At 60.8% G+C, this 16,898-nt stretch carries 12 protein-coding genes; 6 read left to right on the top strand and 6 right to left on the bottom strand.

Annotated features, from left to right (window positions below):
* Positions 1–20: 20 nt before the first annotated feature.
* The 3 genes from J2Y39_RS06885 to J2Y39_RS06875 all read right to left on the bottom strand — a co-directional run bounded on the left by J2Y39_RS06885 (position 21) and on the right by J2Y39_RS06875 (position 4,378).
* Entirely contained in the window at positions 21–1,691 is a 1,671-nt protein-coding gene (locus J2Y39_RS06885; protein ID WP_150635167.1) for an ATP-binding protein, read from the bottom strand.
* Positions 1,688–3,190: an ATPase domain-containing protein gene (locus J2Y39_RS06880; RefSeq protein ID WP_095180104.1), complete on the bottom strand. Its 1,503-nt coding sequence runs from the start codon at positions 3,188–3,190 to the stop codon at positions 1,688–1,690. The genes J2Y39_RS06885 and J2Y39_RS06880 overlap by 4 nt, the downstream gene beginning before the upstream one ends.
* A gap of 132 nt (positions 3,191–3,322) precedes the next feature.
* Positions 3,323–4,378, bottom strand: a complete 1,056-nt coding sequence (locus J2Y39_RS06875; RefSeq protein WP_150635168.1) for a tetratricopeptide repeat protein — start codon at positions 4,376–4,378, stop codon at positions 3,323–3,325.
* A 171-nt stretch (positions 4,379–4,549) separates the two neighbouring features.
* On the opposite strand from J2Y39_RS06875, the gene J2Y39_RS06870 reads away from it, so the two are divergent.
* From J2Y39_RS06870 to J2Y39_RS06860, 3 genes are read left to right on the top strand one after another with little or no spacing between them, the layout of a single operon-like run.
* Entirely contained in the window at positions 4,550–6,685 is a 2,136-nt protein-coding gene (locus tag J2Y39_RS06870) for an FUSC family protein (RefSeq protein ID WP_310216198.1), read from the top strand.
* Positions 6,675–6,875: a DUF1656 domain-containing protein gene (locus J2Y39_RS06865; RefSeq protein ID WP_016774855.1), complete on the top strand. Its 201-nt coding sequence runs from the start codon at positions 6,675–6,677 to the stop codon at positions 6,873–6,875. Before J2Y39_RS06870 ends, J2Y39_RS06865 begins: the two co-directional genes overlap by 11 nt.
* A gap of 25 nt (positions 6,876–6,900) precedes the next feature.
* On the top strand, positions 6,901–7,824 hold the full coding sequence (locus J2Y39_RS06860) for a biotin/lipoyl-binding protein (RefSeq protein WP_409037408.1): 924 nt from the start codon (positions 6,901–6,903) through the stop codon (positions 7,822–7,824).
* Positions 7,825–8,049: 225 nt separating this feature from the next.
* Here J2Y39_RS06860 and J2Y39_RS06855 read toward each other — a convergent pair whose 3' ends face one another.
* From J2Y39_RS06855 to mexE, 3 genes are read right to left on the bottom strand one after another with little or no spacing between them, the layout of a single operon-like run.
* On the bottom strand, positions 8,050–9,471 hold the full coding sequence (locus J2Y39_RS06855) for an efflux transporter outer membrane subunit (RefSeq protein WP_039761555.1): 1,422 nt from the start codon (positions 9,469–9,471) through the stop codon (positions 8,050–8,052).
* Entirely contained in the window at positions 9,468–12,659 is a 3,192-nt protein-coding gene (locus tag J2Y39_RS06850; RefSeq protein WP_041480270.1) for an efflux RND transporter permease subunit, read from the bottom strand. The genes J2Y39_RS06855 and J2Y39_RS06850 overlap by 4 nt, the downstream gene beginning before the upstream one ends.
* 15 nt (positions 12,660–12,674) lie before the next feature.
* The gene (mexE, locus tag J2Y39_RS06845; RefSeq protein WP_095180098.1) at positions 12,675–13,928 is read right to left on the bottom strand and encodes a multidrug efflux RND transporter periplasmic adaptor subunit MexE; all 1,254 of its coding nucleotides are present in this window, start codon (positions 13,926–13,928) and stop codon (positions 12,675–12,677) included.
* 370 nt (positions 13,929–14,298) lie between these two features.
* Here mexE and gcvA point away from each other — a divergent pair, with 370 nt between their 5' ends.
* From gcvA to J2Y39_RS06830, 3 genes are all read left to right on the top strand, one after another.
* Positions 14,299–15,204, top strand: coding sequence for a transcriptional regulator GcvA (gene gcvA, locus J2Y39_RS06840; protein ID WP_076562754.1), 906 nt, complete (start codon positions 14,299–14,301; stop codon positions 15,202–15,204).
* Between the two features lie 75 nt (positions 15,205–15,279).
* Positions 15,280–16,107, top strand: coding sequence for a DMT family transporter (locus tag J2Y39_RS06835; RefSeq protein ID WP_310216192.1), 828 nt, complete (start codon positions 15,280–15,282; stop codon positions 16,105–16,107).
* A gap of 29 nt (positions 16,108–16,136) precedes the next feature.
* The gene (locus tag J2Y39_RS06830) at positions 16,137–16,898 is read left to right on the top strand and encodes an SDR family oxidoreductase (RefSeq protein WP_310216189.1); all 762 of its coding nucleotides are present in this window, start codon (positions 16,137–16,139) and stop codon (positions 16,896–16,898) included.

Raw genomic sequence — 16,898 nt, 5'->3', positions numbered from 1 at the left:
CTTCGGCAGCTCCTATAGATTCAGCTATTGATCATCTCCCGCACCTTGGCGGTGAGCAGATCAAAGGTGAATGGCTTGGTGATCATCTGCATTCCCGAGTCGAGGAAGCCACCGCGCACCGCCGCGTGCTCGGCATAACCGGTGATGAACAACACTTTCAGACCTGGGCGATATTGCCGACCAACCTCCGCCAGTTGACGACCGTTCATCCCCGGCAGACCAACGTCACTGATGAGCAAATCAATACGTTGCGTCGAATTGAGAATCGGCATGGCGCCGTCGGCATCACCGGCCTCGACGAACGCGTAACCCAGCTCACTGAGCACGGCGCTGACCAATACGCGCACCGCAGGGTCGTCTTCAACGATGAGTACGGTTTCGCCATCCATCGCATACGGAGCCTGCTGCGAATCCGAGACGGGAATTTCTACTTCCTCACCCCGGAAACGCGGCAGATAGAGTTTTACCGTGGTGCCTTCATCGATTTCACTGTCGATCGACACATGCCCACGCGACTGCTTGCTGAAACCATAGATCATCGACAGTCCGAGGCCGGTGCCCTGGCCGATCGGCTTGGTGGTGAAAAACGGATCGAACGCACGGCTGACCACGCTCTGGGGCATGCCGCTGCCATTGTCAGTGACGCTGAGCATCACGTAATCGCCTGGCTCCAGATTGCTGTACGCAGCCGTGAATTCGCGATGCAGCACCTGATTGCTGGTTTCCACCACCAGCTTGCCACCCTCGGGCATCGCATCACGGGCATTGATCACCAGGTTGAGCAGGGCGCTTTCCAGTTGATTGGGATCGGCCTCGGCAACCCAGAGATTGTCGTCCAGGCGCATTTCCAGATGAATGCTTTCATTGAGGCTGCGTTGCAGCAGCTCGCCCATCGACAGCACCAGCGTGTTCATTTGCACGGCTTTCGGGTCGAGTGACTGACGGCGCGAGAACGCCAGCAGACGGTGAGTCAGGCCGGCGGCGCGGTTCGCTGACGTCACACCTAGATCGATCAGGCTGTCGAGGTCTTCCGTGCGGCCTCGGGCCAGACGTCGACGCAGCAATTCGAGACTGCCGATGATGCCAGTGAGCATGTTGTTGAAGTCGTGAGCGATGCCGCCAGTGAGTTGGCCGACCGCTTCCATTTTCTGCGATTGGCGCAGGGCTTCTTCGTTGTGGCGAAGTTGTGCGGTGCGTTCTTCGACTTGCTGCTCGAGGGTTTCCAGGGTCGATTGCAGGCGTCGTTCGCTTTCACTCAGGTCGATCAGCCGATCGCGCGCTTCATATTGTCGTCGTCGCCCACGCAGGGCGGCGGAGACCAGGCTGACCAGCGTCGCGGGATGGAAGGGGCGCTCGAGAAACGTCACGTTGCCGAGCAGGGTACTGAGGCGCGACGGAGGGCCTTGTTCATCGCCGCCATGATGAGTCAGCAGGACAATTGGCATGTCCGACCACGCGGGCTGCTGGTCAAGGTAGGCGATTAGCCCTTCCAGTTCAGGTCCGCGCAGCGCTTCAGCAGCAATCACCAGCAGTCCGGCACCGACCTCCAGCTCGGTGCACAGAGCGCCGAGATTCGGCGCCACCATGCCGCCGTAGCCGGCTTCGTTGAGGATCATCAAAGCGATCTGGCTGTCGCGACCCATGGGCGCCAGCACCAGCACCCGCTCGGCCAACGGCGTGTTGACCGTCACAAGCTTTCATCCTCAAGCAATGGATTGCTCGCTCCCATGTAGGTCGGCACGCCACGCAGCACGCCCTGGAAGGATTCCAGCGGTTGGCCGATGGTCATGCCACGCGAGGAAATCCGGTATTCACGGATGGTCGACTCGTGGTTGCCGGTACGTTTCTTGATAATCGAGATCGCCCGGCGGACTTTGCCGAGGGCTTCGAAGTAGCGCAACAGAATCACCGTGTCGGCCAGGTAAGTGATATCGACCGGCGCCTGCATATCGCCCACCAGGCCGTGCTGGGCGACCGTCATGAAAGTCGCCGCGCCTTTGCGGTTCAGGTACAGCAACAGCTCGTGCATGTGCAGCACCAGCGCGTTTTCTTCCGGCATCGCCGCTTGATAGCCGTTGATGCTGTCGATCACCACGGTTTTGATACCCAGCTCATCGACGCAACGCCGCACCCGATGGGACAACTCACCGGGAGACAATTCGGCGGCGTCTACTTGTTCGATCAGCAGATTACCGGTGGCCTGCAAGGCTTTGAGGTCGATACCGAGATGACGCATGCGTTCGAACAGCAGGCCCAGCTCTTCATCGAAAATGAACAGCGCGGCTTTTTCGCCTCGGGCCACCGCTGCGGCGGCGAAGATCATTGAGATCAGCGATTTACCGGTACCGGCCGGGCCGAGAATCAGCGTGCTTGAGCCGGTCTCGATGCCGCCGCCGAGCAGGGCGTCCATTTGCGGGATGCCGCTGGACAGCTGCAGACGTGGGTAGTCGCCGCGATGTTCCGCCGCTACCAAGCGTGGAAAAACATGGACGCCGTCGCCCATGATGGTGAAGTCGTGGAAACCGCCACGGTATTTCTGCCCGCGATACTTGACCACTCGAACGCGCCGACGCTCAGCGCCGTAGCTCGGTGTCAGCTCTTCAAGACGAATCACGCCGTGGGCGACACTGTGCACGGTCTTGTCGAGGGACTCGGTGGTCAGGTCGTCGAGCAGCAGGACGGTGGCGTCGTAGCGCACGAAGTAATGCTTGATCGCCAGAATCTGCCGACGATAGCGCAACGAGCTCTGCGCCAGCAGACGGATCTCCGAGAGACTGTCGAGCACAACGCGAGTCGGCTTGAAACGTTCGACCACTTCGAAAATCTGCCTGGTCGCCTCACCCAGTTCAAGGTCCGAGGAATACAGCAGACTTTGCTGGTGTTCGGCATTGAGCAGGCTTTCCGGCGGTGTCAGCTCGAAGATCTTGATGTTTTCGTTCAGCTCCCAACCGTGGGAGAGCGCACCTTGACGCAGTTCTTTCTCGGTTTCCGAGAGAGTGATGTACAGGCAGCGTTCCCCGGCCAGCGCACCGGCGCGCAGGAAATGCAACGCCACGGTGGTTTTGCCGGTCCCGGGTTCCCCCTCGAGCAAAAACACATGGCCGCGAGACAAGCCACCGGCAAGGATGTCATCCAGACCTACAATGCCGACGGCGGCCTTTGCACTGATCAACTCGTTTGATGTAGTCAAAAAACGCCCTCTTATGACTAGGGTAATCCGGCGGCTGGCTAGAGTGAGCCGCCTGAGTAACTTGACCTCACGGCGTGTTCACGGTTCCGCTTTTTCTTGGACGGGCGGCCAATTGAGTCCGCCCTGACTGGATTAAAGACCTTGTTGCAGGGCCGGGTCGTCCGGATTCAGCTGCTCCAGTTGCGCCAACAGGATCTGCACATTCTGCAGTTGGCCGCTTTCCTTCCAGTAGTTGATCAGCAACACCCGCGCCTTGCGGTCGGCGGGGTGGCGCTGGACGATTTCCTGCAGCTGTTTTTGCGCCGCTTCCAGTTCTTCCGCGCTGTGCAGAGTGGTGGCGAGGTCGTAGCGATAATCCTTGTTGTCCGGCTCCAGCTCGACGGCTTTGGACAGGCCGAGCAGGGCATATTCGCGCTGGCCGTGGTGCAGCAGCCACAGGCCGAGGGCATGTTGCAGATAGGCCGAATCTGGCTGCGCCTTGAGCTGGCGGGCAAGCAACTGGCGTGCGGCATCGCTCTGGCCCTGGCGGTCAAGCACATCGATCTGCATGACCAGCGCCGCCAGGTTGCCCGGTTCCAGACGCAAGGTATTGTCCAACGCCTGTTGGGCCTGTTTGTATTCGGCGTTATGGATATAAAGACGTGCCAGTTGCGCATAGTTGGCAGCGCTTTCCGGCTGGTTTTCCAAGGTCTGTTGCCAGCCGTCGATAGCCTGCTGTAGCGGTGCGAAATACAGGCCGAGCTCGTCCGGGCTCAGGCCGAGCAGGGCATTGATCGCGGCGAACCGCACGGTTTGTTCTGCGTCGTCGAGCAACGGTCCGAGCAGCAGACTGCGTTGCCCGCCGGGCACCAGCCCGACGATGCTTTTGATCGCGGCGACGCGCACTTGCGGCGCTTCGTGATGCAGGTCGATGTCAGCCAGTTTCAAGGCCTGCGGGCTGGGGTAGTTGGGCAGCTCGCCGTGCAGCCAGACCCGGCGTTTGACCGAGATGTCCGGGCGGCCCAATTGCTGGTACAACTGGCGCGCCGCTCCGGGTTCACCAGTGCGCGCGGCGTTCAGCGCTTCGCTGTAGCCATGTTTGATAGCATCGGGGATGGTCGGTGTGCTGCTGCGCCATGACAGCCAGACGACGCCGAGGATCAGTACGAGGCCTAGGCCGATCAGCAGGTTGCGGCGGGACTGAGTCATGCGGGGTTTCCGAAAGCTTCGAACTTGAGCAGAGCGGCAAGCTTCGTTCAGCTTGGCGCGTGAGTCAAACCGTTGCCAGCGAATCGTCCTACAACACGTGTCGACTGTGAAATCCGTCAGGCTTTTGCTGGAATGTCTACGCTTGCAGAAGTCGTTTTAAAGAGAGTGCCCATGTCTGCGCTGTACACCTATTTCAAGGCTTTGATCCATCCCGGTCAGGCTGTTCTGCTGTTTGCCCTGCGGACCATCGCCGCCGGGCTGTTGACGCTTTATCTGGCGTTCATTTTCGATCTCGAACAACCGAAGTGGTCGATCATGGCTGTGGTGATTGTCAGTCAGCCATTGGCAGGGATGGCACTGGCGCGCAGTTTCGGCCAGGTGATCGGCACCACCGTGGGTGCCGCGGTGGCGGTGCTGATCATGGCGATTTTTCCTCAGGCGCCGCTGCCGTTCATCACGACATTGGCGTTGTGGCTGGCGCTGTGCACAGCGGGCGGCACCTTGTTGCGCTACACCAGTTCCCAGGCGTTCGTGCTCAGTGGCTACACCGCAGTGGTGGTGGCCTTGCTGGCGATCCCGGATCAGGAAGGCACGTTTTTGCTAGCGGTCACCCGCGTCACCGAAACCCTGCTGGCCGTTGCCTGCGTGTGCGTGGTGAGCCTGCTCACAGCCCGGCCTGAAGCAGTGGCCAAAGGTTATTTCGCCAAAATCGATCAGGTGATCAAACTGGCCGCCAGCCACGCCGCCGAAGTGCTTCGCACGGAAGAAAGCGAAGCCGATTTTCAGCGTCGGCAGATGCAACTGCTCGGCGAGATCAGCGCATTGGAGGGGTTGCGGCGCCATTTGTATTTCGATGCCCCACGTTTGCGCGATGCCGACAATCTGGTGTTGCTGCTCGGCAATCAACTGATGCTGCTGACGTCGCGACTGACCGCGCTACGGCATCAGCGCGAATTGCTCATCGAACGCTGGGAGGGCGATCTGCCGCTGGAGGTGCAGCAACTGCGGGCCGAGGAACTGGCGTTGCTTGAGCAACTGGCGCAACAGGGTCGTGCGCTGTCTGGCGCGGACCGGCAACGTTTCGTCACCTTGCAGCAACAGTTCGAAGCGTTGGCGTACAAGGCCGAGCAGCAGACCGAGAACATGAGTGCGGCCCTGCGTTCACTGGCCTGGGCGCTGCGTTGGGAGCAGGCGCGCCTGCTGCAGCAACTGGAGCAGATTCTCGAACTGAGCGACGCCATTCAGGAAGGGCGACCGGCCAGTTGCCTCTATCGCGGCCAGAGCAGTCCGTTGCATCTGGATTTCACCCTGGCCTCGATGAACGCCATTCGCGCCTTTACCGCGCTGTTGGTCAGCGGATTGATCTGGATCGAAACGGCGTGGGATGGTGCGCGCGGCGGAATGATTCTGGTGGGAATTCTCTGCTCGCTGATGGCGACTTTTCCGCGTCCGCTGATCGCTGCGCAAAGCTATGCGCGAGGCTTGGGTCTGGCGCTGGTAGTGTCGGCGTTCTATCAATTCATGCTGGTGCCCGCGATCAGTGATTTCGAGCTGCTGGCCTTGCTGCTGGCGCCGCTGCTGTATGCCATTGCCGTGGGCATTTCCAGTCCGGCCACCGCCGGCATCGGCATGGGCCTTGGGCTGTCGAGTTTTCTCATGCTCGGGCCGCAAAACACCGGCACTGGCCAGAATACGGCGATCCAATGGTTCGAATTCGCCGGCGCCTATGTCAGTGCAGCGATGCTGGCCCTGATCGTTTATGCGCTGATCTTCCCGTTCCGCCCGGCCTTGCGCATCCGGCGCCTGTACGGCGAAGCGCGGGAGCAGGTGTACCAACTGAGCAAAATGCCGGCCACCGATGAACAACAATTCGCCTTCGAGAGTCGGATGACCGATCGCCTGACCAGCATGCTCGGCCTGCTGCCAGCGGCAAACGATCGCGCCATGCAACGCTTGTATGAAATCAGCCTGGCTTGCGTAGCCCTGGGCGTGGCCATGCATCAGCTGAGGCAGCAGGCGCAGAACAACGCGTTACTCACCGATGCGTTCAGCCAGCGCCTGGCATCAGCGTTACGCAAGACCGGTCGCCTGGTTGCCGGACGCGCTGATGTGCAGCTCCCGGCGCTGCTGGCGACGTTGCACCAACTCGGAGATGAGCTGGACGAGCTGCACGCCGCCAGCCATGAACATTTATGGTCGGTTTTTCGCATGCGTGTGGCGCTGCTGATTGTGGTGTCGTTCCTCGAGCGCCACGGCGAACATTTGCAACCTCAAGGTCTGGAAGGAGAACCGCAACTTGCCCATTGATTTCGAAATTGGCGGGGTTTATCTGCCGCCGATTGCCCAGGCTCTGTTACTGGCGATCCCGATTTTCATGTTGCTGGACTGGTGCTTGCGCCGCCTGGGCGTACTGCGCCTGGTCTGGCATGAAGCGCTGTTCGAAGGCGCGCTGTACGCCTGTGTCTGCGCCACGCTGATTCTGTTGATGGGAGCCTGATGTCTTGAAAGCACTAGTTGCACGAATGATGACCGTGGCAGTGGTGATCCTGGCGATCGTCCTCGGCTGGTTTGCCTGGGAGTATTACACCCGCGCGCCGTGGACACGGGATGCTCGGGTGAGGGCGGATGTGGTGACGCTGTCGGCGGATGTTTCGGGGCGTATCGTCAAACTGGCGGTGCAGGACAACCAGCATGTCGACAAAGGTCAATTGTTGCTGGAGATCGATCCGGCGCGCTATCAACTGGCGGTCGAGCATGCCCGACGCTCGGTTGAAGTGTCCAAGGCTTCGCTGGGGCAATCGCAAGCGGCAATCGTCGCCAGTGAAGCGTTGCTCAAGCAACGCCAGAGCGAGGAGCGCCGGCGACGTACGCTGAAGCAGGGCTTCGCGATTTCCGGTGAAGAATGGGAGAAGGCCAGTACCGACGTGGCGGTTGCCCAGGCGGATCTGTTGCGCAATCAGGCCAACCTCGGCTTGGCCGAGGCCAATGTGCAACTGGCAATTGCCGCGCTGACCCAGGCTGAACTGGATTTGCAGCGCACCCGCGTTGAATCGCCAGTGAGCGGTTACGTGACCAACCTGCTGACCCGCCAGGGTGATTACGCACAGGCGGGCGGGGCACTGCTGGCGTTGGTCGACAGCGATTCGTTCTACGTCAGCGGCTATTTCGAAGAAACCAAGCTGCCGCGAATCGCGGAGGGTGATCGGGTACGCATTCAATTGATGAGTGGTGAGCGCTTCGGCGGCACAGTGGAAAGCATCGCCTTCGCCATCGCCGACCGCGAAAACGCGCCCGGCAGCCGATTGCTGGCAAACATCAACCCGAGTTACACCTGGGTGAAGCTCGCGCAACGGGTGCCGGTGCGCATTGGCATTGATGGTGACTTTGCCGGCAAGCATCGCCTGCGCGCCGGTACAACCGCCACCGTGACGGTACTGGAACCCTGATCCCCCTGGTAGGAGCTGTCGAGTGCAACGAGGCTGCGATCTTTTGATCTTGGGACGCAGAGCGTCCCCGGCTACATTCCCATCAAGGATCGCAGCCTCGTTGCACTCGACAGCTCCTACACGGGATTGGTGATTCAGTGGCATAAAAAAACCCCGCGACCGAATGATACGCGGGGCAAAAAATTTGGTTGGTTGCGGCCAACCAAAGGAGCTCTTTAACAACCTTTACTTGCTGGCGACTGTCTCCGGTTGCCAGCCACCGCCGAGGGCCTTGTAGATCGCGACGATGCCGCGATACAGCTCGACTTCGGCCTGGGCCTGACTGTCTTCGGCGTTCAGGCGCTCACGTTGAGCGTCGAGCAGGACGAGGAAATCGGTGGTGCCTTCGCGATAACGGATTTCTGCCAGATCAGCGGCCTTGCGACTCGATTCGCTCTGACGGATCAGCGAGATCAAACGTTGCTGACGCTTGCCGTAATCGCTGAAGGCATTTTCCGATTCTTCCAGCGCCAGCAGCACCTGTTGCTCGTAGTTAGCCAGCGCGCCTTCGGCGTCAGCATCGGCACCGCGCAAACGGGCGCGGACGCTGCCGAGGTCAAACGCAGCCCAAGTGATGCTCGGGCCGAGCGCCCAGGCGTTGGCCGCCGAAGAACCGATCTGCGAACCACGTCCGGCGGTCCAGCCGAGGAAGCCGCTGAGGCTGACCCGTGGGAACAGGTCGGCCTTGGCCACGCCGATGCGCGCAGTGGCCGAAGCCAATTGCCGTTCGGCGCTGAGAATGTCCGGACGACGTTGCAGCAGTTCACCCGGATCACCGATCGGCAGCGCCTTGGCGATGGCCGGCAGATCTTTCGGGCTCAGGTCGACGGTCAGTTTGTCCGGGCGCTCACCGAGCAGCGTAGCGATACGGTTTTTCTGCCGAACCTGTTCCGCCTGCAACTGCGGCACCGTGGCTTCGACGTTGGCCAGACGCGCATCGGCGCGTTCGACATCGAGCTGATCACCGACACCGGCGTCACGCAGGCTGATGGTGATCTTGCGCGACTCCTGCTGGTTGTTCAGGTTGGCCACGGCGATCTTTTCCCGCAGCTGGGCGCCGCGCAGTTGACCGTAGGCGTCGACCAGTTCGGCAATCATGGTGACTTGCAACTGGTAAAGATCGGCTTCGGCGGCCTGCTGGTCGGCGTCACTGGCTTCCAGATTGCGCTGGATGCGGCCGAACAGGTCGAGCTCCCAGGCCATGTCCAGACCGAGGTCATAGCGCTCGCTATTGACCCGGTCGGTGGTCTGGCCGGGAATCTGGCCCTTGCCCAGGTCGCTGCTGGCGCGGCTGGTGATGGTCGGCATCGCATCATTGCTGGCGTCGTCGCGGATCGCCCGGGCGGCTTTCCAGCGGGCGAACGCCACGCGCAGTTCACGGTTGCCTTGCAGCGACTGGCTCACCAACTGGTTCAGAGTCGGATCGTCGAATTGCTGCCACCAGATGCCTTCGAATTTCGAACGGTCGAAGTTCTTTTGCCCGGCGGCGCCGTCGGTGGCGGTCGTGATGTTGGCCGCCTCCGTAGCTGGGGTCTTGTAGTCGGGGCCGACGGCGCAGGCGCTGAGGGCCAGCACCAGCAGACTCGGCAGGAAGACTTTCAGACTCATTGTTGCGCCTCCAGTGGCTTTTGAAGAGTGTGCGCCTTGGCTGCTTTGCGCTGCTCGCCGCGTTCGACAAAGTTACGGATCAGTACATAGAACACTGGCGTCAGCAGCAGACCGAAGAAGGTCACCCCGAGCATCCCGGAGAACACTGCCACACCCATGGCGTGACGCATTTCGGCACCGGCACCACTGGAGAACACCAGTGGCACCACACCCATGATGAACGCGAACGAGGTCATCAGGATCGGCCGCAGACGCAGGCGGCAGGCTTCCAGTACCGCAGCGAGCGGATCGAGGCCTTCTTCCTGCTTATCCTTGGCGAACTCGACGATCAGAATCGCGTTTTTACAGGCAAGTCCCACCAGTACGATCAAGCCGATCTGGGTGAAGATGTTGTTGTCACCGCCGGAGATGATCACACCGGTAATGGCCGACAGCAGGGTCATCGGTACGATCAGGATCACCGCCAGTGGCAGGCTCCAGCTTTCGTATTGTGCGGCGAGCACCAGGAACGCCAGCAGTACGCAGAGCGGGAACACGAACAGCGCGGTGTTGCCGGACAGAATCTGCTGGTAGGTCAGGTCGGTCCACTCATAGGTCATGCCGTTCGGAAGTTCTTCCTTGAGCAGTTTCTCGATGGCTTTTTCCGCCTGGCCAGAGCTGTAGCCCGGGGCTGCGGCACCGTTGATTTCAGCGGTGATGAAGCCGTTGTAGTGCATCACCCGATCCGGCCCCGAGGTGTCGCTGACCTTGATGAAGGTCGCCAGCGGGATCATTTCGCCTTTGTTGTTGCGTACTTTCAGCTGACCGATCTGGTCGGACTCAAGACGGAACTGCTGTTCAGCCTGAACGTTGACCTGATAGGTGCGCCCGAAGCGGTTGAAGTCGTTGGCATACAGCGAACCCAAATAGATCTGCAGGGTGTCGAAGATATCGCTGACGGCCACGCCGTGGGTCTTGGCTTTTTCACGGTCGATGGCGGCATCGACCTGCGGCACGTTCACCGTGTAGCTGGTGAACAGACCGGCCAGTTCCGGCACGTTGTGGCTTTTGTTGATGATGTTCATGGTTTCTTTGTACAGCTCGTCGTAGCCCAGGTTGCCCCGGTCTTCGATTTGCAGGCGGAAACCACCAATGGTGCCCAGACCTTGTACCGGCGGTGGCGGGAAGATCGCCATGTACGCTTCCTGAATGTTCGCGTACTGGCCGTTCAAGGCGCCGGCAATCGCGCCGGCGGACATGCTCGGGTCTTTACGCTCGTCGAACGGTTTCAGCGTCACGAAGACGATGCCGGCGTTCGGGCTGTTGGTGAAACCGTTGATCGACAGGCCCGGGAACGCTACGGCGCTTTCCACGCCCGGCTGTTTCAGCGCGAGGTCGGACATGCGCTTGATCACGTCTTCGGTGCGATCCAGGCTCGCGGCATCCGGCAATTGCGCGAAGGCCACCAGGTATTGCTTGTCCTGGCCGGGTACGAACCCGGTCGGCGTGCTGGAGAAACCGAAGAAGGTCAGTACCATCAGGCCTGCATATACGAGCAGGGCGATGCCGCTGCTACGGATAACCCGGCGCACGGTGCCGACGTAGCCATGGCTGGCGCGATCGAAGAAGCGGTTGAATGGACGGAACAGCCAGCCGCCGAAGATCTTGTCGAGCACTTTCGAGAAGCGGTCTTTCGGCGCGTCGTGGCTTTTCAGCAACACAGCGGCCAATGCTGGCGACAGGGTCAGCGAGTTGAACGCCGAGATCACTGTCGAGATAGCGATGGTCAGTGCGAACTGTTTGTAGAACTGCCCGGTGAGGCCGGAAATGAACGCCGCTGGAATGAACACCGCACACAGCACCAGTGCGGTGGCCACGATCGGCCCGGTCACTTCCCGCATGGCGCGCTTGGTCGCTTCGACCGGCGTCAGGCCGAGTTCGATGTTCCGTTCGACGTTTTCCACCACGACGATGGCGTCATCCACCACGATACCGATGGCCAGTACCAGGCCAAACAGCGACAGGGCGTTGAGCGAGAAACCGAACAGGTGCATGACCGCAAACGTACCGATCAACGATACCGGCACTGCCACCAACGGGATGATCGAGGCGCGCCAGGTCTGCAGGAACAGAATCACCACCAGCACCACAAGGATCAGCGCTTCGAACAGGGTGTGCACCACCGCCTCGATCGAGCCACGAACGAAGATCGTCGGGTCATACACGATGCTGTAGTCCATGCCCTGCGGGAAGCCTTTCTTCAGCTCTTCCATCTTGCCGCGCACTTCGTTGGAAATGTCGATGGCGTTGGAGCCGGGACGCTGGAAGATAGGGATGGCCACCGCCGGCTGATTGTTCAGCAGCGAGCGCAAGGCGTATTGGCTGGAACCCAGTTCAATGCGTGCAATGTCCTTCAAGCGAGTGATCTCACCGTCGTCGCCTGCACGAATGACGATGTTCTCGAACTCTTCCTCGGAAACCAGACGGCCTTGAGTGTTGACCGACAGCTGGAAGCTTTGCGCGGTCGGGGCAGGGGGCGCGCCCAGTTGACCGGCGGCGACCTGACGGTTCTGCTCGCGAATCGCGGTCACCACATCGGTGGCGGTCAGATTGCGCGAAGCGGTCTTGTTCGGATCAAGCCAGACGCGCAGCGAGTAGTCGCCCATACCGAACAACTGCACATCACCGACACCACCCAGGCGAGCCAGCTCATCCTTGATGTTGAGGATCGCGTAGTTGGACAGGTACAGCATGTCGTAGCGCTTGTCCGGTGAGGTCAAGTGCACAACCATGGTCAGGTCGGGCGAAGCCTTGTCGACGGTGATACCGATGCGCGTCACTTCCTCGGGAAGCTTCGGCTCGGTCCGGGTCACCCGGTTCTGCACTTGCACCTGCGCGTTGTCCAGGTCGGTGCCCAGGGCGAAGGTGATGGTCAGGGTGATCTTGCCGTCGGCGGTCGATTGCGAGGACATGTACAACATGTTCTCGACACCGGTGATGGCTTGCTCCAGCGGAGCAGCCACGGTTTCACCGATGACTTTGGGGTTGGCGCCCGGGAAGTTGGCGCGCACGACCACGGTCGGCGGCACGACTTCCGGGTATTCGCTGATCGGCAACTGGAACAGCGAGATCGCACCGGCGATCAGGATCAACAGCGACAGCACCGCTGCGAAGATCGGCCGGGAAATGAAGAATTGGGAAAAATTCATCGGAGTTGTCGTCCCTTAACCGCGTGGGGTCGTAGCAGCCAGCTTCGCAGCCGAACCCGATGCACCCTTGGAAGGGGCAACTTTGGGCAGGTTGCTGGCTTCCAGCGCTTGACGTTGTTGAGCGAGGGCGGCGAGGGTCTGCTCGCTGGCCATCGGAATCACCTCAGGGGTGACCGGTGAGCCAGGACGAACCCGTTGCAAGCCCTTGACGATGATGGTGTCGTCCTTGTTCAGACCGTTGCGGACGATGCGCAGGCCTTCAATCTTCGGACCGAGTTCTACGGCGCGGTAGGCGGTCTTGTTGTCGCCATCCATCACCAGCACGAACTTCTTGCCCAGGTCAGTGCCCACGGCTTCGTCATTGATCAGCATGGCGTTGTAGGTGCCGCTGCCGACCAGTTTCAGCCGTGCGTACAGGCCCGGGGTATAGGTGCCGTCAGCGTTGTCGAAGACTGCGCGACCACGGATGGTGCCGGTTTTCGGATTGACCTGGTTGTCGACGAAGTTCATCTGGCCGAGGTGCGGGTTGCCGTCTTCGTTGGACAGGCCCATGTACACCGGCGTAGTGGCGCCACGCTGGCCGTTGCGGGCCAGTTGGGTGTATTTGAGGAATACGCGTTCGTCGGCGTCGAAATAGGCGTAGACCTTGTCGGTGGAGACGACGCTGGTCAGTGCGGTGGTGTCGGCGGTCACCAGGTTGCCGGCAGTGATTTCGGCGCGGCTGACGCGGCCGCTGATCGGTGCGGTCACGCGGGTGAAGCTCAGATTCAGTTTGGCCAGGTCCAATTGTGCCTGCAGAGCACCGACGGCGGCGCGGGCCTCTTGGGCAGCGCTGGTGCGCGAGTCGGCCAGTTCAGCGGAAATGGCGTTGCTGGTACGCAGACGTTCACCGCGAGCGGCTTCGTTTTCGCTGCGAGTGGCGGTGGCGCGGGCTTGAGCAACCAGAGCTTCGAGTCGGCGTACCTCGGCCTGGAACGGACGCGGGTCGATCTGGAACAGCAGGTCGCCTTTCTTGACCAGCGCGCCTTCGGTGAACGCGACCTGATCGATCTGGCCCGATACCCGTGGGCGGATTTCAACGGTTTCCGGCGCTTCGAGGCGCCCGGTAAATTCGTCCCACTCGTTGACCGGTTGTTCCAGCACCTTGGCTACGCTGACTTTGGCAGCGGGGGGGGCGCCGGCAGTCTCCGGAGTTTTGCCGCAGGCGCTCATCACCAGTACGGCCAGCATGGCCAACGGGAAGCGCAAATGTTTGAGTGATTGTTCCATGGATGCAATCCGCCGAAGTATTGAAGATGGGCGGATGATGCTCGGCGCGGGTGTGATGGCACGAATCGAATGAAGCAAAGGTAACTATCATTCGGAATGATATAAGCGCCGAGGCAGCCCTCTAGCATGCACCTTTCGTTAGGAGGCTAACAATCGGCCTGAAGGCAATTCTGTGTTGCTTGATCTGCAATGATTGCGACCGACGCTGCGCGCGGAGGATTATCCGGCGATTAAATACCTCGCTGTTACCAGCACCTCGCCCACTTGCCGGAGCAATACGCCAATATCGCGGAACGGGCAACCAAGGGAGTTTCGCTCTAACATGAGCGCAACCTCATGCTCTGACATTTATCGTCCCCGGATCATTTTTATGCGCGACCTGCCCCCGACCGCGACCCTGCGGGCTTTCGAAGTGGCCACCCGGCACCCGACGTTCACCGCTGCCGCTCAAGAACTGCACGTGACCCAGAGCGCCGTCAGTCACCAGCTCCGGCACCTCGAAGAACTTTGGGGCTTGCAATTGTTCGAGCGCGGCAAGGCGTTACGCCTTACAACAGCGGGGGCGACGCTGGCGCCGATCGTGCGCGAGTTTTTCATCAGCCTTGAAGCAACGCTGGAGGATCTGCGCGAGCAAAAGGACAGGGTTCGCCTGACTGTCAGCACCACCTATTCGTTCGCGTTGAAGTGGCTGCTGCCACGCTTGCCGAATCTGTCGCGCCTGCACCCGGAACTGTTGGTGTCGCTGGATACCACGGACAAGATCATCCACTTCGCCAATGGCGAAGCCGATGTCGCAATCCGCTTGGGCAAGGGCAATTACCCCGGTCTGTATTCAGAGTTCCTGTTCGGCGAACAGGTTTTTCCCGTGGCCAGCCCCGAACTGCTGCAGCGCGTCGGCAGGCCGGGCAGTCCCGCCGAGTTGCTGCAGATGCCGTTACTCATTCGCGACGGCGCCGAGTTGGCGCCGAAATGGGAGGTGTGGTTTCAGTCCGTCGGGCTGGAGTTTTTACCGCTGCGCGAAGGCGTCAGGTTTGGTGATACCAACATGACGGTGGAAGCTGCGTTGCTCGGCCAGGGCGTTGCATTGGTGCGCAGCGGCCATGTCGAAAATGAAATTGCCGACGGCCGTCTGGTGAGGCTGTTCGATGTGCCGTTCACTTCGCCGCTTGCTTATTATTTCGTCTGCCCCAAAGGCATCGAGGCCCAGCCGCACATCCTCAGATTTCGTCAATGGTTACTCAGTGAAGCGCTGAAGGTGCAGAGCGCACAGCGCTGAAGTATGAGCAATTGCTCACGGTGTAATGAGGAGACTTCACTGTAAGGCCGATGCCAGGGATGCTTAGAATGCCGCATGCCAATCCATCTCGTACTCCTCGTTCTGTTCGCCGCGCTCCTGCACGCCAGCTGGAACGCGTTGCTGCGCGGCGGCGCCGATCGACTCTGGTCGATGACAATAATGTGCGTTGCCATCGCCATCGTCTGCGTCATCGCCGCCTTTTTCATGGCCGCGCCTGCACCTGAGAGCTGGGGGTATGCGCTGCTCTCGGCACTGCTGCATGTCGGCTACAACCTGTTTCTGGTGCGCAGCTATCGGGTCGGCGATCTAGGGCAGATCTATCCGATTTCCCGTGGGTCGTCGCCGGCGCTGATCACCCTCGGCGCCGCGCTGTTTGCCGGCGAAACCATAACCCCCGGCGAACTGCTCGGCATTGGTCTGGTGTCCGGGGGGATCATTTCGTTGGCGTTCCGAGGGCGCAGCCTGTCGGTGCCGAGCCTGCCGTATGCGCTGGGCACCGGTTGTTTCATCGCCGCCTACAGCGTCGTCGATGGCATTGGCGCCAGGCTTTCCGGTGCGCCGCTCGCGTACACGGTGTGGATGAGCGCCCTGTGGGGTGTGTTGATGCCATTGGTGTATATCGGCCTGCGCGACGCCCGCAGTCTGTTTTCCGTACGGCCCGGCATGCTGACCGCTGCGGTCGGCGGACTGGTCTCGTTGCTGGCCTACGCAATCGTTATCTACGCGATGAACGAAGCGCCACTGGGCGCGGTGTCAGCCTTGCGCGAAACCAGCGTGTTGTTCGCGGCATTGCTCGGCTATTTGTTCCTCGGTGAAAAGCTCACCGTCCGCAGGATGCTGGCCTGCGTGGTCATCGCCAGCGGCGCCATCATCATCGGCTGACACAGCCCAACTGCTCGGGAAAACGTCGCATGAATAACCTTTCGCAAGCACCGCTGATTCTGATCACCGGCGGCAGTCGCGGAGTCGGCGCCGCCACCGCCCGACTCGCCGCCGCGCAAGGCTATGACGTTGCCATCAGCTACGTTGCCAACGAGTCTGCCGCGCTGGCGGTGGTGGCGGATATCGAAGCATTGGGGCGCAGAGGCCTCGCGGTGCGTGCTGACAGTGCTGACCCCGAGCAGGTTGCTGAACTGTTCTCGGCCCTCGATCGCTCATTCGGGCGTATCGATGTTCTTGTGAATAACGCTGGCGTGCTGGCGAAACAGTCACGCATGGAGGACCTGAGATTCGAACGCATGCAGCGCATCTTCGCGGTCAATGCGCTGGGACCGATCCTGTGCGCGCAGCAGGCGGTAAAACGCATGGCTTACCGGCACGGCGGCACAGGTGGCGCAGTGATCAACGTTTCTTCTGCCTCGGCGCGCCTGGGTAGCCCGAATGAATACGTCGACTACGCAGCATCGAAAGGCGCGCTGGAAACTTTCACCATCGGCTTTGCCAAGGAAGTTGCGCGCGAGGGAATTCGGGTCAACTGCATTCGCCCGGGGCACATCTATACCGATATGCACGCCAGCGGCGGCGAACCGGGGCGGGTGGATCGCGTGAAGGAGTCGATCCCGATGGGCCGGGGCGGTCAGCCGGAAGAGGTGGCGCGGGCCATTTTGTGGCTGGCCAGCGCGGAGGCTTCGTTTGTCACCGGGACTTTTCTGGATGTGACGGGTGGCAAGTAG

The organism is Pseudomonas sp. 2957 (genome assembly GCF_031456345.1).
Classification (GTDB): domain Bacteria; phylum Pseudomonadota; class Gammaproteobacteria; order Pseudomonadales; family Pseudomonadaceae; genus Aquipseudomonas; species Aquipseudomonas siliginis.
Note: the sequence above shows the minus strand (reverse complement) of the source record. Positions and strands in the feature narration are given on the sequence as shown.